The following is a 17601-nucleotide window of genomic DNA, read 5'->3' on the forward strand; positions in this document are numbered from 1 at the left end:
CGGGGAAGCAACAACCGAGGAGACAGTTCCATGAAGATGCGCTACACGGCATTGGCACTTGCGGCGGCGATGTTCGCCGCGCATGGTGCGGCAACGGCCGGCGAGGCCGAAGCCAAGAAGTGGATCGACAGCGAGTTCCAGCCATCGACCTTGTCCAAGGACAAGCAGATGGAGGAAATGAAGTGGTTCATCGAGGCAGCCAAGAAGCTGCAGGCCAAGGGCGTGAAGGAGATCTCCGTCGTCTCCGAGACCCTGACCACCCACGAGTACGAATCGAAGACGCTGGCCAAGGCCTTCGAGGAAATCACCGGCATCAAGGTCAAGCACGACCTGATCCAGGAAGGCGACGTGGTCGAGAAGCTGCAGACCTCGATGCAATCGGGCAAGTCGATCTACGACGGCTGGGTGTCCGACTCCGACCTGATCGGCACGCACTACCGCTACGGCAAGATCATGTCGCTGACCGAGTACATGGGCGGCGCGGGCAAGGAGTTCACCAACCCCGGCCTCGACCTCAAGGACTTCATCGGCACCAGCTTCACCACCGCGCCCGACGGCCAGCTCTACCAGCTGCCCGACCAGCAGTTCGCCAACCTGTACTGGTTCCGCGCCGACCTGTTCGCGCGCAAGGACCTGCAGGACAAGTTCAAGGCCAAGTACGGCTACGACCTGGGCGTGCCGCTGAACTGGAGCGCCTACGAAGACATCGCCGAGTTCTTCAGCACCGACGTGAAGACCATCGACGGCAAGCCGATCTACGGCCACATGGACTACGGCAAGAAGGACCCGTCGCTGGGCTGGCGCTTCACCGACGCATGGCTGTCGATGGCCGGCGCGGCCGACAAGGGCATCCCCAACGGCATGCCGATCGACGAGTGGGGCATTCGCGTGGCCGCCGACAAGTGCACGCCCACCGGCGCCTCCGTGGCCCGTGGCGGCGCCACCAACTCGCCGGCCGCCGTGTACGCGCTGACCAAGTACATCGACTGGATGAAGAAGTACGCGCCCAAGGAAGCCATGGGCATGACCTTCGGCGAAGCCGGCCCGGTGCCCGCGCAGGGCCAGATCGCCCAGCAGATCTTCTGGTACACGGCCTTCACCGCCGACATGACCAAGAAGGGCCTGCCCGTGGTGAACGAGGACGGCTCGCCCAAGTGGCGCATGGCCCCCGGCCCGAACGGCCCGTACTGGAAGCAGGGCATGCAGAACGGCTACCAGGACGTGGGCTCGTGGACCTTCTTCAAGGGCCATGACGCCAACAAGACGGCCGCAGCATGGCTCTACGCGCAGTTCATCACCGCCAAGACCACCTCGCTGAAGAAGTCGATCACCGGCCTGACCTTCATCCGCGACAGCGACATCCGCTCTGACTACTTCACCCAGAACGCCAACAAGTACGGCGGCCTGATCGAGTTCTACCGCAGCCCCGCGCGCGTGGCCTGGACCCCGACCGGCACCAACGTGCCCGACTACCCCAAGCTGGCCCAGCTGTGGTGGAAGAACGTGGCCGAGGCCGTGACGGGCGAGAAGACCCCGCAGAAGGCCATGGACAACCTGGCCGACGAGATGGACAACGTGATGGCCCGCCTGGAACGCGCAGGCATGGCCAAGTGCGCGCCCAAGCTCAACCCGAAGGGCGACCCGGCCAAGTACCTGAGCGACGACCACGCCCCGTGGAAGAAGCTGGCCAACGAGAAGCCGAAGGGCGAGACCATCGACTACAACAAGCTGCTGACCGCCTGGAAGGAAGGCAAGGTGCGCTGAGCGCCGGGCTACCCCAGCACTCTGCTGCAGACAGGGCCGTGCCGCGAGGCGCGGCCCTTTTTTTGTGCCCTTTTCCGCATTGCCGGCCGCTCGACCGTCGTTTGATCGCAATTTGACCGCTTCGAGCGTCTGATTGATGCGACGCCATGACCAATGGCAGATGCGTTTGCAGGGTGCTTCGCTTACATTCGACGGCCCCCGAAATGACCGAGCCAGTGAATTCCAGCCTTTCCAGCCCTTCCGACACGTCTTCGAGCGTCAAGCGCGTCCTCGTCCTGCGCTACTCGCAGTCCGGCCAGCTCGACGAGGTCGCCGACCGGATCGTCGCGCCGCTGAAGGCGGACCCGGCCATACAGGTGCACGAGGAAGTACTGCGGCCCCGGCAGCCGTACCCCTTTCCCTGGCCCTTCCTGAGCTTCTTCGACGCCTTCCCCGAGTCGGCCCACATGAAGCCACAGCCGCTGGCGCCGCTCACGCTCACGGGCGACGAGGATTTCGACCTCGTCGTGCTCCCGTACCAGGTGTGGTTCCTGGCACCCTCGCAGCCGGTGGCGGCCTTCCTCAAGCATCCGGTGGCGGCCCGGCTGCTCAAGGGCAAGCCGGTGGTCACGGTCATCGCCTGCCGCAACATGTGGCTGCTGGCGCAGGAAAAGCTCAAGGGCATGCTCGACGACGTGGGCGCGCGGCTCATCGACAACGTGGTGCTCACCGACCCCGGCCCCACGCTCGCCACCTTCTTCACCACGCCGGCCTGGCTCATCTGGGGCCGCAAGCGCGGCTTCTGGGGCATGCCCGACGCCGGCCTCAGCACCGGGCAGATCGCGGGTACGGCCCGCTTCGGCCGGGCCCTGCGCGACGCGCTGCACAAGAACCTGGAGCGCGGCACGCAGCCGCTGCTGGCCGGCCTGGGCGCGGTACAGGCCAACGCCAGGCTGCTCATCAGCGAGAAGGCCGGCACGCGCAGCTTCTACCTCTGGGGCAAGCTCATCATGGCCGCCGGCGGGCCCGGCGCATGGCAGCGCAAGCCGCTGCTGCTGCTGTACGTGCTGTTCCTGCTGGTACTGATCATCACGGTGGTGCCCGTGAGCCTGAGCCTGCAGGCGCTTCTGCGACCTCTGTTCAGGGGGTGGCTGACTAGAATGACGGCCAAATTCGAGTGCCCGTCGGGCTCAGCCACGGACCGCACCCCTCTCTATGACGACTGATGTCTTCCTGACCCGTACTGCCGCTTTCCTGCCCTTTGCCCCGGTCAGCAATGAAGACATCGAAGACGTCCTCGGTCGCATCGGCGGCAAGGCGTCCCGCGCGCGGCGGCTGATCCTTCGCAGCAACGGCATCCAGTCGCGCCACTACGCCATCGACCGCGCCACCGGCGAGCTGGCGATGACCAACGCCCAGCTCACCGCCAGCGCGATCCGCGCGCTGGGCGACGTGGGGCGCGTCGACTGTCTCGTCACCGGCACCTCGCTGCCCGACCAGCTCATGCCCAACCACGCCGTGATGGTGCACGGCGAGCTCGGCTGGCCGCGGCTCGAAGTGGTGGCCTGCGCGGGCATCTGCCTGGCCGGCGCCGCCGCGCTGAAGCATGCGTGGCTCTCGGTGCGCGCGGGCGACGCCCGGCGCGCGGTCGCCACCGGCTCCGAGCTGGCCTCGGCCGTGATGCGCGGCTCGCGCTTCGAGGCCGAGTTCGAACACAAGATCGAAGCGCTGGAGGCGCGGCCCGAACTGGCCTTCGAGAAGGACTTCCTGCGCTGGATGCTCTCCGACGGCGCCGGCGCCGTGCTGCTGGAGAACGCGCCGCGCGGGCCGCTGTCGCTGCGCGTCGACTGGATCGACCTTTCCTCGGCCGCGCACGAACTGCCGGCCTGCATGTACGCAGGCGCCGAGAAGAACGCCGAAGGTGGCCTCGACGGCTGGGCGCGCAAGTCGCCCGAAGAGTGGCGCAGCGAATCCACCTTTGCTGTGAAGCAGGACGTGCGCCTGCTCAACGAGAACATCGTGCGGGCCACGCTGGCCGAGCCGCTGGCCGAAGTCATCGAGCGGCGCGGACTGAAGCCGGCGGACGTCGACTGGTTCCTGCCGCACCTCTCGTCGCAGTATTTCGTGGAGTCCGTGAGCCGGGCCCTCGAAGAGCTGGGCTTCCCGATCCCGCGCGAGCGCTGGTTCAGCAACCTCGCGACCAAGGGCAACACGGGCTCGGCCTCGCCTTACATCATGCTCGACGAGCTGTTCCGCTCGGGCCGCATCAAGCCCGGCCAGAAGCTGCTGATGTTCGTGCCCGAGAGCGGCCGTTTCTCGAGCGGCTTCATCCACATGGAGGCGGTGGCATGAGGTACTCCCCCAGGCTTGCCCACTTCGTGTGGCCGCCCACCCCCTCGCCGGAGGCAACACCAGCGGCCCGGCAAAGCCGGTTCCGCGGTGTTCCTGGACCAAAACCACTGTTGACGGACGCGGGAGAGTGAGATGGATCTGGATGCAGTACCGCAGGAGGGCAACGCGACCCTCGACGGCCACTCGAAGCTGATGTACGCGCGCGATGCGCAGGGCCGCGTGGTCACCACCACCTCGCGCGGCTGGGAGGCGGAGGAGATCGTCACCAGCCACGCGGTCGACGTGCTGGTCGAGCAGGCCCGCGTCGCGAAGGAGCGCGTGAAGGCCGGCCTGGCCTCGCCGCTCGAATACTGGATGTACGAGCGCCGCATGGACGTGGCACTGCTCTCTCAGACCAGCGGCTTCTGGCAGTGGCGCGTGCGCCGCCATCTGCAGCCGCGCCATTTCGCCGCGCTCTCGCCGGCACAGCTTGCACGCTACGGCGAGGCGCTGGGCCTGCCCGTTTCCACCTTACAGGGGCTGCCGTGAACTTCCAGCACCAACAGGCGGCGCATTGCGAAAGCGGCGTCATCTCCAGCCTCATGCGCCACCACGGCGCGCCGATGAGCGAGAGCATGGCGCTGGGGCTTTCGTCCGCGCTCTCGTTCGCGTACCTGCCCTTCATCAAGCTGTCGGGCCTGCCGCTCATCTCGTATCGCATGCCGCCCAAGGCCATCATCAAGGGCCTCTTGGCGCCGATGGCCGCGCGCTTCCGCTTCGAGACCTTCGCCAGCGCCGAGGCCGGCCAGCGCCGGCTCGACGCGCTGCTGGCCGACGGCAAGCTGGTGGGCCTGCAGACCTCGGTGTACTGGCTGCCGTACTTTCCGCCGAACATGCGCTTCCACTTCAACGCGCACAACCTGCTGGTGTACGGCAAGGACGGCGACGACTACCTCATCAGCGACCCGGTGTTCGAGGAGCCCGTGCGCTGCCCGAGCGGCGACCTCGCGCGCGCCCGCTTCGCCAAGGGCGTGCTGGCGCCCAAGGGCCTCATGTACTACCCGCAGGCCATCGAGCGCAAGGCGGTGGACGCTGCCTCGGTGGTCAAGGCCATCCGCAAGACGGTGCGCACCATGCTCGCGCCCATTCCCATCGTCGGCGTGCGCGGCATGCGCACGCTGGCCGCTCGCATGCAGAAGCTGTCGCCGGCCGATCCGCGAAGCGTGGACTTCATCGGCCACCTGGTGCGCATGCAGGAAGAAATCGGCACGGGCGGGGCGGGCTTCCGCTTCATCTACGCGGGCTTCTTGCAGGAGGCGGCGCAGCTGCTCGACAAGCCGCAGCTGCAGCAGATGTCGGAGCGGCTCATCGCCATCGGCGACGGCTGGCGCGCCTTCGCGCTGAAGGCGGCGCGCATGGTGAAGGGGCGCGAGGCTGTCGATCCTGTCGCGCTGGCCGCGAAGCTGCGCGAGCAGGCCGAGCAGGAGGAAAGCTTCTTCCGCGACCTGAAGGCCGCCGTCGCCTGATGCTGGAGCTGCGCGAGCTCGCCTACCGCTACCCGCATGCCGACGCGCTCGCGTTGGCCGGGGTATCGCTGGCGGTGCCGCGCGGCAGCGTGCTGGGCCTTTTGGGGCCGAATGGCGCTGGCAAGACCACGCTGATCTCGCACCTGTCGGGCGCGCTGGCGGTGCAGTCGGGCGAGATCCGCATCGACGGCCAGCCGTTGAAGGAGGTGCGGGCCAGGGCGCCCACGCGCATCGCGGTCGCGCCGCAGGAGCACGCCTTCTATCCGATGCTGACCGTGGCCGAGAACCTTGCCGTGTTCGCCGCGGCCGGCCGCCTTTCGGCGGCGCGCAAGAGGCAGCGCATCGAGGCCTGCACGCAGTTCGCGCAACTGGAGCAGTTCGCCGCCGTGCGCGCCGAGCGGCTCTCGGGCGGCCTCAAGCGCCGGCTCAACCTGGCCATCGCGCTGCTGCCCGAGCCCGAGCTGATGCTGTTCGACGAGCCCACGGTGGGTGTCGATCCGCAGTCGCGCGCCTTCATCCTCGACGCCATCAAGAGCCTTGCGCAGCAGGGTGCGGCGGTGATCTACGCTTCGCACTACATGGAGGAGATCGAGGCGATCGCCGACCGCGTGGCGATCCTCGACCGCGGCCACGTGCTGCGCGAAGGTTCGTTGGAAGAACTGCTGTCGAAGAGCGCGATGCTGCTCACGCTGGCCGCCGACGGGCTCGATGCCGGCATGCTCTCGCGCTTCGGCACGGTGGAGCAGGGGGGCGTGCACTGGCGCATCCACCTGCACCCCGGCAGCGGCCCGGCGCCGGTGCTGGCCGCGCTGGAGGCCGAGGGCATCGAGGTGCGCCACGCCGAGTTCGGCCGCCATGACCTGGAGCAGCTCTTCATGGCGCTCACCCACCGCTCGCTGCGCGACTGAACAGGCCACAGCCATGCTGCTCGCGCTCATCAAGAAAGAATTGATCGCCCTCACGCGCGACATGCACGGCCTGGCCGCGCTGTTCCTGATGCCGATGGTTTTCATCGTGCTGATGTCGCTCACGCTGAAGGACATCTACCGCCCGCCGCTGGCCGAACTGAGCTATGCGATCGACATGCACGACACCGCGACGCCCGCGCAGTGGCTCAAGCAGCTCTGGCAGCGCGGCCATGGCGCGCCACAGCCGCTGGGCGCCGACTGGCAGGAACGGCTGCGCAACGGCTCGCTGAAGTACGTGATCGTGATGGAGCCTGGTCTTTCCGAAGAGCTGGAGTCGGCCGCGCTCTCGACCGAGGCGCGCATCCGGCTGCTGACCGAGCCGGGCATCGATGCCAACCTGTTCAACGCATTGCGCGCCGAGCTCATCGGCGCATCGGGCGAGCTCAAGGCGCGCCTTGCGCTGGCTGTGCCGGGCACGGCCGGCCCGGCGCCGGAGGCATCCATCCAGGCGATGGTGCATGCCGAGCGTTTCTCCACCGCCGGGCCGCGGCCGACCTCGGTGCAGCAGAACGTGCCGGCCTGGCTGGTGTTCGGCATGTTCTTCGTGGTGGCATCGCTGTCCAGCCTGTTCGTGCAGGAGCGCAGCTCGGGCGCGCTCGGCCGGCTGCAGAGCCTGGGCGTTTCGCGCGGCATGCTGCTGGCGTCGAAGGCGCTGCCATACCTGGGCGTGAACGCGCTGCAGGCGGTGCTGATGCTGGCGGCCGGCATCTGGTTCATGCCGCTGGTCGGCGGCGATGCGCTCTCGCTCGCGGGCATCCACTGGGGCGCGTTGCTGCTGTCGCTGGCGGCGGTGAGCCTGGCGGCCGTGAGCTTGTCGCTGGCGCTGGCCTGCGTGGTGCGAAGCCATGCGCAGGCCGCGACCTTGGGGCCGATGGTCAATGTGCTGATGGCGGCGGCGGGCGGCATCATGGTGCCCAAGTTCGTCATGCCGGGCTTCATGCAGCGGCTGGTCGAGATCTCTCCGATGAACTGGGGGCTGGAAGCACTGCTGACCGTGCTGCTGCGCGGCGGCGGCGTGGCCGATGCCCTGCCGCAGATCGGCCGGCTGGTCGCGTTCGCGGCGCTGATGTTCGTCGTGGCCGTTTTTCTTTTCCGCAGGCGCGCATCGTGAGCATCACCGTCACCCCCGAATTCATCGCCAGCCTCAAGGCCATGGTGCTCGAAGCCGTCGAGAAAGGCGAGCCGGCCGGCGGCCTGGGCGACGACGAGCCGCTCTTCGGCCCCGAGGCCCGGCTCGACCTCGATTCGCTCGACGCCCTGCAGGTGTCGATGACGATCCAGCAGCGCTTCGGCGTGCGCATGCCCGACAGCAAGGAAACGCGCCGGGCCCTGAGCTCCATCGCCCACCTCGCGGCGCATCTCGCGCAAGCGGGCAAGGCATGAGCGGTGTCCATCTGGCCGGCATGGGGCTGGCCTGTGCGCTGGGCGACGACATGCGCTCGGCGCTTGCGTCGCTCAAGCGCGGCGGAGTGCCGACCAGGCCAGTGACCGTGGCCGACGGCATCCGCTGGCCGGTCCATGCGCTGGCTCCGAGGCCGGGCGACTGGACGCAGCGCCTGCGCGACACGGTGCGCGAGGTGGTCGCGCAGACCGGCGACTGGGGCGATCGCACCGCGCCGCTCTTCGTGGCGTCGTCCTCGCTCGACATCGGCTTCATGGAACACGAGAAGCAGGACCTGCGCCTCGGCGGCGACCTGCAGGACTTCGCCGACGTCGTGGCCGGTTCGCTTGGCTGGCAGGGGCCGGTGTTCACCGTGTCCACCGCCTGCACCTCGGCGCTGAATGCGGTGCTGGCTGCCGCCGACCTGATCCGGGCCGGCGAAGCCGATGAAGCGCTGGTGATCGGCGCAGAGATGGGCAACCGCTTCACGGTGGCCGGCTTCGGCGCGATGCAGCTGCTGTCGCCCGCTGGCGCCCGGCCCTTCGGTGAAGGGCGCGACGGACTGGTGCTCGGCGAGGCGGTGGCGGCGCTGCGGCTGGGCTCGCGTCCGGCGCGCTGGCAGATTGCCGGAGGCGCCAACGTGGTCGACGGACGCAATCCCTCGGGCACCGAGGCCAGCGCCGTGCATGCGATGTGCCGCGGCGCGCTGGAGCAGGGCGGATTGCAGCCCGGCGACATCGATCTCATCAAGGTACAGGCCGCCGGCAGCCCTGTCAACGATGCCATCGAGGCCGAGGCGCTGAAGCAGGTGTTCGGACCGCTGCCGCCGCTGGTGTCGCTCAAGCCGGCGCTGGGGCATACGCTGGGCGCCTCGGGGGCGGCGGAACTGGCCTTGCTGGTCGGCTGCATCGAAGGAGGGGTGTGGCCGATCGTCGGCTATCCGATCGATACCTCGCTCGACATCGAACTCAGTACCCAGCTGCCGCAGAGGCTGCGCAACATCCTGCTGAATTTCGCCGGCTTCGGTGGCGGACATGCCTCGCTGGTGTTGAAGGACACGGCGCCATGACTGCGTGGCTCACCGTTGCTCACTTCGTGGCGCATCCGCCGCCCGCCGACTGGCGCGAGGATCTGGCACGCCGCATCGGCCGCAAGCCGCGCCGCGTCGGCATGTGGACCGAGCTGGCGATGTATGGCGCGCGCTGCTGTCTCGACGCCGCTGGCGAGGCGGCGTTGCCGGCCGACGCGCGCATCCGCGTCTCCAGCCAGCGCGGCGCATGGGGCGCGACGCACGCGGGGCTGACGCAGCTCGATGCCGGGTTGCCGATGCCTTTCACCTTCATGCAGAGCCAGCCGGCGTTGATGCTGGCGGAGGTCGGCCGCTGCCTCGGTTGGCAGGGCGACGCCAGCTTTGCGCTGTGCCGCGAACCGGAGCGCGTGCTGCAGCTTGCGAAGCTGGGCGCCTCGCGCGACGGGCTGCTGTTCGGCATCGTGGAAGAGGAGCGCAACGGAGAACCGGCGCGCTCGGAGTGGTGGCGGCTGGTGCCGGCCTGAAGCCTCAGCCTGCGATGGAGCGCTGCAGATTGGCGCGTGCACGTGCTTCCAGCTGTTCGTGCATGCGCGGCGTGGCGTAGATGGCGTCGCGGTCCAGGAAGCGCTGAAGGATCGCACGGCGACGCGGCAGCCGCACTTCATCGGGAACGAAGGCGTATTCGGCCTGCACCTGCCGCTCGTATTCGTCGAATCGCGCGCGCTCGGCGCCGAGGATCGACAGGTCGATGTCTATCAGCAGTTCGGCGTCGCGGCCCTGGGGCACGGCGTCGTGGCGCGTCGCCATCACGAGCGCATGGACGCGCTCGGCCGCATCCGCCGCGGCGCCGGCTTCGAGCAGGGCCTGCCGCGCCCAGTCCGCGCTGCGCGCCTCGTTGTCATGTGCATGCACGTCGTAGATCGCGTCGTGGAACCACAGCGCCAGCGCGACTTCGCCGGGGTGCTCGGCCAGCGCCTTCTCGCGCTCGAACCACGCGAGGCATTCGCCCAGGTGCTGCATGGTGTGGTAGTGGCGCTGCGGCTCGGCGTAGCGGCGCTGGAGTTCGTCGCATAGCGCGTCGTCGGGCGAGGCGACGCCCAACGCCTGCCACGCGCCGTTCCAGTTCGCCAGCAGCGCCTCGGGCGTCATCGGGCCGCCTGTTGCTGCTGCTCCATCGCCGCCTTGACTTCCTGTCCCAGGTCGAGCACGGACATGGCGTAGTAGCTGCTCCAGTTGTAGCGTGTGATCACGTAGAAATTGCGCGTGCCGGCCACGTAGGTCGGCGGCATGTCCAGGCCGTTCTGCAGCTCGACCAGCGCGAACAGGCCCTTGTGGTTGATGCCGTCGCCCTCGGGCACCGCGCCCGCGGCCACGAAGCTGTCGGCGCTGAAGGTCGGCAGGATGTCTGGCGCCAGCAGCAGCGCCTTCTGCAGCCGTGCCTCTTCGAAGTGCACGGGGTAGATGGCGGGCACGCCCGGCTGCCAGCCGAAGGCCTTGAAGTAGTTGGCGACCGAGCCGATCACGTCGGCCGGGTTGTTGACGAGGTCGATGCGGCCGTCGCCGTCGAAGTCGACCGCGTACTTGGCGATGCTGCTGGGCATGAACTGCGGCATGCCCATGGCGCCGGCGTAGCTGCCCACGGGCACCAGCGGGTCTTCGGCGGTGCGGCTCTCGGTGCTCAGGAAGCTTTCGAGCTCGCCACGGAAGAAGGCCCGGCGGTCGGCCGCGCGTGGATGGCCGTCAGGAAAGTCGAACGAGAGCGTGGCCAGCGCGTCGATCACGCGGAAGTTGCCCATGTTGCGGCCGTAGATGGTCTCCACGCCGATGATGCCGACGACGATCTCCGGCGGCACGCCGTACACCTGCTCGGCGCGCGCCAGCGTGTCGGCATTGGCGCGCCAGAAGCGCACGCCGGCGGCGATGCGCACCGGGTCGATGAAGCGGCCGCGGTAGGTCTGCCAGTTCTTCACTGTGCCCACCGGACCCGGCAGCATCAGCCGCGGCACGTTGGGCAGGAAGCGCGCGCTGCCGATGGTGGCGCGCACCCATTCGCGGTCGAGGCCGCGGCGCTCGGCGACGTCGTCGGCGAACTGCATCGCGTCGTCGCGCGTGGCGTAGGGCGTGCTGCCGCGCACGGGGCTGGCGGCCCCGGCGCGGCCGTTGATGGACTTCTGGGCCAGGGCCCCCGTGGACCATGCGAAGCCGCAGGCGGCCAGGAGGACTGCGGCCGCCGTGGCGGTGCGCGAAGGCTTGGGAAGAAGGAATCGCATGGGCCCATTGTGCCGTCCGCCCGCACGGGCCTTCTTCAGCGACACATGTGGTTTCAGCCCCTTGCCGGATTGGCGCTGGGCCAGGCGAGCCGGCGGAACTCGGTGCGCAGCGCAGAAAGCGACTGCGGCGAGGCCGGCGCATAGCGCTGCGCCTCCAGCTTGAGCAGCCAGTCGCGCACGGATCGGGCGGCGGGGCCGAAGCGGGCGTCGGCCTCCTGCGCCATCTGGCGCGGCGGCGTGGTCTCGGGCAGCTTCAGTCCGGCCTTGGCCAGGCGTGCGCGGGCCTGGCCCAGCAGGCGCAGCCACGGGTCGTGCCGGCTGCGCTCCCACAGCGTCCAGCCGGCACCGGCCAGGCTGGCGGCCACCAGCAGGTAGAGCAGCACATAGGCCAGGTCTTCGAGGCTCGGCGCATCGAAGCCGATGTTCTTCAGCAGGTTGAGCTGGCGGCTCTGCGTGTAGTTGAGCACCCACTGGTTCCAGCCGTTGTTCACGGCCTCCCAGGCGGCGCGCAGGTTCTGCGCGAGCGTGGGGCTCATCGAGCCGATGGCGCCCGCGAACAGGCCGGGTTGCGGGGTCAGGCGCTGGAACTGGCCGATGCGTCCCGGCGCGACGGAGCCGGTGGGGTCCACGCGCATCCAGCCGGTGCCTTCCTGCCATATCTCCGCCCAGGCGTGGGCATCGCTCTGGCGCACGATCCAGTAGTTGTCGACGTTGTTGAGCTCGCCGCCCTGGTAGCCGGTGACGATGCGCGAGGGGATGCCCAGGTTGCGCATCAGCACCACGAAGGCCGAGGCGATGTGCTCGCAGAAGCCTTCCTTGCGGTCGAACCAGAACTCGTCGGCGGTGTCGTTGCCGTAGACGCCCGGCTCCAGCGTGTAGCTGTAGCCGCCGGTGCGCAGGCGGCGCAGCGCGGCCTGCACGAAGGCCTGCGTGTCGGCCTGGGCCAGCGCGGGGTCGGCGCGCATCTCGGCGGCCAGCGCGGCGGTGCGCGGATTGGTGCCGGGCGGCAGCGAGAGGTAGGCCTGCAGCTGGCCGCCGGTGCGCTTGAGCGGGCCGCTCTGGAACTGCGTGTAGCTCTCGGCGCTGTAGCGCACGAGGTCGTTGATGGGGCGGCTGGCGAACCACTGCAGGTCGGGCGTGCCGCTGACCTCGAAGCCGGGCACCTCGGGCGCTTGCTGCGCGACGTCGAGCGTCAGCAGCCAGGGGCGGTTGCTGGCTTCGAGCGTCACTTCGTAGCGCACCGGTGCGCCGCTCACGCGCAGGTTGGAGGCCCACTGCGAGCCGCGCGCCCAAGAGGGCAGCGCGGTCCACTCGCGGCCGTCGAACTGCGCCAGCACCGGTCCGCGGAAGTACAGCTGGCTCTGCGGCGGCGCGCGGCCGTCCTCGAACTTGATGCGCGCGGCGATGCGGTCGTCGAGTGCCAGTTCGGCGATGGTGCCCACGCGCATGGTGTTCGACAGGCCGCTGCGCCCCATCATCGCGTCGCTGGGCGTTCCCCACAGCGGCGCGAAGCGCGGGAACAGCAGGAACAGCGCGAGCATGATCGGCGCGCCCGCCAGCGCCATCCACCCGGCGGTGCGCGCGGCCTGCATCAGCGGCGGCCGGCCCACGGGCATGTGCGCGTTGACCAGCGCGGTCAGCAGGCCCAGCAGTGCCAGCAGCATGGTGAAGGCCGTCAGCAGCGACTGCGAGTAGAAGAAGTTCGTGAGCATCGCGAAGAAGCCCAGGAAGAAGACGACGAAGGCATCGCGCCGCGCGCGCAGCTCCAATGTCTTGAGCGCGAGCAGGCTCACGATCAGCGTGACGCCCGCGTCGCGGCCCAGCAGCGTGCGGTGGGTGGCGTAGGTGGCGCCCAATATCAGCGCCAGCAGGGCGAGGCGCCACCACCGGCCGGGAAGCGGACGCGCCTGCACGGCAAGCGAGGCGCGCCACAGCAGCACCATCGCGGTGAGGGACGAGCACCACCACGGCAGGTTCTCGATCTGCGGCAGCAGGATCAGGCCGATCACGCAGAGAAGAAAAAGGGTGTCCCGCGCGTCGCGCGGCAGCGAGGCGAGTTCGCGCATCACTCTGTTCATGCGGCGCTTCCGTTCAGCAGAGGGCCAGGGCCTCGAGGCAGGCCCGGCGGTGGGCCTCGCCCTGGGAGGGCTTCACGACCCGGCCGGCCACCCGCAGGCCGTAATCGACACCCAGGCGGTCGGCCATCAGCACCCAGGCGCACAGGCGCGAGAGTCGGCCTTCGGTGTCGGCGAGGCCGGTGGCCTGCGCATCGAGCCAGAGCTGCTCGCGCTGGGCCTGCTGGGTATCGCGGCTGACCAGGTCTTCGGAGCCGGTCGCCTGCGCGCGCGCTGCCTTCTTCCAGACCACGAGCTTGAGCGGATCGCCGCGGCGGTAGGCGCGCACGCCGTCGTATTCGCCGGCGCTGTGGGCGCGCATCGAGGCGGTCAGCGCGGCCGGCCCGGAAAGGGGCTCGCCCGGCGGCAGCGGCGGCGGATGGGCTTCGGGCGTGGGGTAGACCAGCATCTGCGCGGCCGGCCGCCAGACCGTCCACACACGGAAGGTGCCGAGCGGAAAGCGTGTTTCGGCCGTGAGCGGCGGCACCGGGTGCAGCCCGCGCCGCTCGGGCTGGAAGGCGATCTCGACGGTGGAGGTGCCTTCGGCCGGCACGTCGGTCCAGGCCCATTGCCCGCTGCCGCGCACCGCCATGCCGATGCCGTAGCGCACGCGCCGCCTTGTGTTGTGGAGCACAACCCGGAAGACGGCAGCGGCGCCTGCGTAGTGCGCCTCTGGCTGGACCATGTGCATCGCCAGCCCGCGCAGCGTGCCGTGGCACACGTGCATGCCCACGGCCACGCTGCCGGCCAGAAGAAACGTCAGCAGGTAGCCCAGGTTGAGCTGGTAGTTGATCGACGCGATCAGCAGCACCAGCAGCGTCGCCCCCAGCGTCCAGCCGGCCCGCGTGGGCAGGATGTAGACGTTGCGCTGGGTGAGTTCCAGCGTGTCGGAGGGCGCGCGGCGCGACAGGAACCAGCCGTCGATGCGCGCGCGAAGGGCGCCTGCAGGGTTCACGGCAAGGGCACGGCGGCGATCATGGCGCGCACCTGTTCGACGGCGCCCCGTCCGGCATCGCCCACGGGCGTAAGGCGGTGGGCGATGGTCTGCGGCAGCACGGCCTGCACGTCGTCGGGCGCGACATAGTTGCGGTTGGCCAGCAGCGCCTGCGCCTTGGCCGCGCGCAGCACCGCGATGCCGGCACGCGGCGACAGGCCCTGCATGAACCATCGGCCGGAGCGGGTGGCGGCGATCAGGTCCTGCACGTAGTTGAGCAGCGCGTCGGCCGCGTGCACCTGCTGCACGCGCTGCTGCAGCGCGGTGAGCTCGCCGGCGGTCAGCATCGCGGGCAGGGTGGCCAGCATCTCGCGGCGGTCGATGCCGGCGAGCAGCTGGCGCTCGGCGGCACGGTCGGGGTAGCCGAGCGAGATGCGCATCAGGAAGCGGTCGAGCTGCGACTCGGGCAGCGCGAAGGTGCCGAGCTGGTCCTGCGGGTTCTGGGTGGCGATCACGAAGAAGGGCGAGGGCAGGGGGCGGGTTTCGCCCTCGACGGTGACCTGTTTCTCTTCCATGGCCTCCAGCAGCGCGCTCTGGGTCTTGGGGCTGGCGCGGTTGATTTCGTCGGCCAGCAGCACCTGCGCGAAGATCGGCCCGGGGTGGAAGGTGAAGGCCTGCTGGCCCCGGTCGTAGATCGCCACGCCCGAAAGGTCGCCCGGCATCAGGTCGGCGGTGAACTGCACGCGGGAGAACTGCAGCCCGAAGGTGTGCGAGAGCGCGTGGGCGAGGGTGGTCTTGCCCACGCCCGGCACGTCCTCGATCAGCAGGTGGCCGCCCGCCAGCAGGCAGGCCACGCAGTCGCGAACCTGGGCCTCTTTGCCCACGATCACCGTGTTAAGCTGAGTTAACAAAGTGGCTAGCTTTGCGGCAACGTCCATATTTGTATCCATATGCAAACGATACCGTAAGACCCGCCGGCCCCATGCTGCGTGAGGTCTAGACGTGGCGATAGAGACACATGGGCAAGACAGGCTACTTCACACACCGGGACTTCTGGAAGCACGACATGGGCGCAGGGCATCCCGAGTGCCCCGGCCGGCTCGATGCCATCGAGGACCGCCTCCTGCTCACCGGCGTGGGCGACGCGCTGGAGCACCGCGAGGTGCCGCTGGCCACGCTGGAGCAGCTCACCCGGGCGCACAGCGCGGAGCACGTCGAGTTCCTGGAGGCCCTGCACCAGCGCCTCGTGGCCGACGAGCCCGCCGGCGGCCCCGACCACGCGCAGGTCGACCCCGACACCACGCTCACCCGCTACACCCTGCTGGCCGCGCGCCGCGCCGCCGGTGCTGCGATCGCCGCCACCGACGCCGTGATCGCCGGCGACCTGGAAAACGCCTTCTGCTCGGTGCGCCCGCCCGGCCACCATGCCTGCCGGGAGCAGGCGATGGGCTTCTGCTTCTTCAACAACGTCGCCATCGCCGCGCGGCACGCCATCGAGGCGCACGGCATCGAGCGCGTGGCCATCGTCGATTTCGACGTGCACCACGGCAACGGCACCGAGGACATTCTTTCCAACGACCCGCGCGTGCTGATGGTCGGCTTCTTCCAGCATCCGTTCTACCCGTACAGCGGCACCAGCCACCCGGCGCCGAACATGCTCAACCTGCCGATCCCGGCGTACACCCGGGGCATGGATGTGCGCGAGATGATCGAGGCGACCTGGATGCCGCGGCTGGAAGAATTCAAGCCGCAGATGATCTTCGTCAGCGCCGGCTTCGACGCGCACCGCGAGGACGACCTGGGCCAGTTGGGCCTCAACGAGAACGACTTCGCCTGGATCACGGGCCGCATACACGATGTTGCCAGGCGGCATTCCAAGGGCCGTATCGTCTCGATGCTCGAAGGCGGCTACAACCTCGACGCGCTGGCGCGCAGCGTGGAAGCCCACATCCGCGTGCTGGCGGCGCTGTGACGCAGCGGGCGCTGTCGGCGCCCGTTTCTTCTCTCAATAGATGAATTTCAACGACTTCCTCCAACGGCTGAACCAGGTCGACGCGCGCGGCCTGGGCATCGAACTGGTCGCGCTGGTGGCCTGCGTGGCGCTGGCCTGGGCCATCTGCAAGTGGTTCGGCCGCGACCAGCCCAAAGACTCGATCTGGTTCGGCGAGAGCACCTTCGACGGGCTGCTGTTCCCGCTGCTGGCGCTGGTTTTCACCGACCTGGCCCGGCGAGCGGCGCTCGACTTCCAGACCGTGCTGGTGCTGCGCATCGCGGTGCCGGTGTTCCTGTCGCTGGCGGTCATCCGGCTCTTTGCGCGGGTGCTCAGGGCGGTGTTCCCGGCCTCCAACCTCGTCAGGCTGATCGAGCGCACCATCTCCTGGCTGGCCTGGATCGCGGCGGTGCTCTGGATCGTGGGGCTGCTGCCGCCGGTGCTGGCCGAACTCGACGACATCACGCTCGCCTTCGGCAAGACGCGGGTGAGCCTGCAGACCATCTTCCAGGGCGTGCTGTCGGCTGGCGTGGTGCTGATGATCTCGCTGTGGATCTCCAGCACCATCGAGAAGCGCATCCTGCGCGAGGCGGTTTCCGACCTTTCGATGCGCAAGGTGGCCTCGAACGCGGTGCGCGCCTTCCTGCTGCTGGTGGGCCTGCTGTTCGCGCTCTCGGCGGTTGGGGTGGATCTCACGGCGCTTTCGGTGCTGGGCGGCGCGCTCGGCGTGGGCCTGGGCTTCGGCCTGCAGAAGCTGGCGGCCAACTACGTGAGCGGCTTCGTGATCCTGCTGGAGCGCTCGATCCGTATCGGAGACAACGTCAAGGTCGACACCTTCGAGGGCCGCATCACCGACATCAAGACCCGCTACACCCTCATCCGCGCGGGCAACGGGCGCGAGGCCATCGTGCCGAACGAGTCGCTCATCACCAGCCGGGTCGAGAACCTCTCGCTGGCCGACCGCAAGTTCAACATCACGACCACCATCGTGGTCGGCTACGACAGCGACGTGGCGCAGGTGCAATCCATCCTCTGCGAGGCCGCCAAGGCCCAGCCGCGCGTGATGACCGACCCGGCACCAGTGGCCTTTCTCATGAACTTCGCGCCCGACGGGCTGGAGTTCACGCTCAACTTCTGGGTGGCCGACCCCGACAAGGGCAAGGACAACCTGCGCTCGGCGATCAACATCGCGATCCTCGACGGGCTGCGCGGGGCGGGGATCGACATTCCGTATCCGCAGCGGGTGGTGCGGGTGGAGTCGCTGCCGGCCGGGGCGGAGTCCGTGGCAGTGCCCACGGAAAAATAGCCGCCCTC

At 69.1% G+C, this 17601-nt stretch carries 17 protein-coding genes; 12 read left to right on the top strand and 5 right to left on the bottom strand.

What is annotated here, in order from left to right; translation table 11 throughout:
- Positions 1–30 precede the first annotated feature (30 nt).
- From EJP67_RS11245 to EJP67_RS11290, 10 genes are all read left to right on the top strand, one after another.
- A complete protein-coding gene (locus EJP67_RS11245; RefSeq protein ID WP_126021795.1) occupies positions 31–1764 on the top strand; it encodes an ABC transporter substrate-binding protein in 1734 nt (577 codons plus the stop codon).
- Between the two features lie 203 nt (positions 1765–1967).
- A complete protein-coding gene (locus EJP67_RS11250; RefSeq protein WP_126021796.1) occupies positions 1968–2969 on the top strand; it encodes a dialkylrecorsinol condensing enzyme in 1002 nt (333 codons plus the stop codon).
- A complete protein-coding gene (locus EJP67_RS11255) occupies positions 2959–4095 on the top strand; it encodes a beta-ketoacyl-ACP synthase III (RefSeq protein WP_126021797.1) in 1137 nt (378 codons plus the stop codon). The genes EJP67_RS11250 and EJP67_RS11255 overlap by 11 nt, the downstream gene beginning before the upstream one ends.
- 132 nt (positions 4096–4227) lie before the next feature.
- Positions 4228–4623: a DarG family dialkylresorcinol biosynthesis protein gene (locus EJP67_RS11260; protein ID WP_126021798.1), complete on the top strand. Its 396-nt coding sequence runs from the start codon at positions 4228–4230 to the stop codon at positions 4621–4623.
- Entirely contained in the window at positions 4620–5600 is a 981-nt protein-coding gene (darH, locus tag EJP67_RS11265; protein WP_126021799.1) for a BtrH-related acyltransferase DarH, read from the top strand. Before EJP67_RS11260 ends, darH begins: the two co-directional genes overlap by 4 nt.
- Positions 5600–6508, top strand: a complete 909-nt coding sequence (locus EJP67_RS11270; RefSeq protein ID WP_126021800.1) for an ABC transporter ATP-binding protein — start codon at positions 5600–5602, stop codon at positions 6506–6508. The genes darH and EJP67_RS11270 overlap by 1 nt, the downstream gene beginning before the upstream one ends.
- 13 nt (positions 6509–6521) lie before the next feature.
- Entirely contained in the window at positions 6522–7679 is a 1158-nt protein-coding gene (locus EJP67_RS11275; protein WP_126021801.1) for an ABC transporter permease, read from the top strand.
- A complete protein-coding gene (locus EJP67_RS11280; protein WP_240650604.1) occupies positions 7676–7951 on the top strand; it encodes an acyl carrier protein in 276 nt (91 codons plus the stop codon). Before EJP67_RS11275 ends, EJP67_RS11280 begins: the two co-directional genes overlap by 4 nt.
- Positions 7948–9018 (top strand): beta-ketoacyl synthase N-terminal-like domain-containing protein, encoded by a 1071-nt coding sequence (locus EJP67_RS11285; protein ID WP_126021802.1) that lies wholly within the window; start codon positions 7948–7950, stop codon positions 9016–9018. Before EJP67_RS11280 ends, EJP67_RS11285 begins: the two co-directional genes overlap by 4 nt.
- Complete coding sequence (locus EJP67_RS11290; protein ID WP_126021803.1) at positions 9015–9503, top strand: hypothetical protein; 489 nt, start codon at positions 9015–9017, stop codon at positions 9501–9503. The genes EJP67_RS11285 and EJP67_RS11290 overlap by 4 nt, the downstream gene beginning before the upstream one ends.
- A gap of 4 nt (positions 9504–9507) precedes the next feature.
- On the opposite strand, the gene EJP67_RS11295 is transcribed toward EJP67_RS11290, so the two are convergent.
- The 5 genes from EJP67_RS11295 to EJP67_RS11315 are packed head-to-tail and all read right to left on the bottom strand — an operon-like array spanning position 9508 to position 15235.
- The gene (locus EJP67_RS11295) at positions 9508–10128 is read right to left on the bottom strand and encodes an HD domain-containing protein (protein ID WP_126021804.1); all 621 of its coding nucleotides are present in this window, start codon (positions 10126–10128) and stop codon (positions 9508–9510) included.
- A complete protein-coding gene (gene mltB / locus EJP67_RS11300) occupies positions 10125–11249 on the bottom strand; it encodes a lytic murein transglycosylase B (RefSeq protein ID WP_126021805.1) in 1125 nt (374 codons plus the stop codon). The genes EJP67_RS11295 and mltB overlap by 4 nt, the downstream gene beginning before the upstream one ends.
- 53 nt (positions 11250–11302) lie before the next feature.
- Positions 11303–13327 carry a transglutaminase TgpA family protein gene (locus tag EJP67_RS11305; protein WP_126021806.1) on the bottom strand — a complete coding sequence of 675 codons (2025 nt, stop codon included), beginning with the start codon at positions 13325–13327 and terminating at the stop codon, positions 11303–11305.
- Between the two features lie 13 nt (positions 13328–13340).
- On the bottom strand, positions 13341–14318 hold the full coding sequence (locus EJP67_RS11310; protein WP_126021807.1) for a DUF58 domain-containing protein: 978 nt from the start codon (positions 14316–14318) through the stop codon (positions 13341–13343).
- The gene (locus tag EJP67_RS11315) at positions 14315–15235 is read right to left on the bottom strand and encodes an AAA family ATPase (RefSeq protein WP_126021808.1); all 921 of its coding nucleotides are present in this window, start codon (positions 15233–15235) and stop codon (positions 14315–14317) included. The genes EJP67_RS11310 and EJP67_RS11315 overlap by 4 nt, the downstream gene beginning before the upstream one ends.
- 80 nt (positions 15236–15315) lie before the next feature.
- Between EJP67_RS11315 and EJP67_RS11320 the strand changes: the two genes are divergently transcribed.
- Both EJP67_RS11320 and EJP67_RS11325 read left to right on the top strand, forming a co-directional pair.
- Positions 15316–16269, top strand: coding sequence for a histone deacetylase family protein (locus EJP67_RS11320; RefSeq protein WP_126021809.1), 954 nt, complete (start codon positions 15316–15318; stop codon positions 16267–16269).
- Between the two features lie 40 nt (positions 16270–16309).
- A complete protein-coding gene (locus EJP67_RS11325) occupies positions 16310–17593 on the top strand; it encodes a mechanosensitive ion channel family protein (RefSeq protein ID WP_126021810.1) in 1284 nt (427 codons plus the stop codon).
- Positions 17594–17601 lie beyond the last annotated feature (8 nt).

This window comes from Variovorax guangxiensis (assembly GCF_003952165.1).
Classification (GTDB): Bacteria; Pseudomonadota; Gammaproteobacteria; order Burkholderiales; family Burkholderiaceae_C; genus Variovorax; species Variovorax guangxiensis.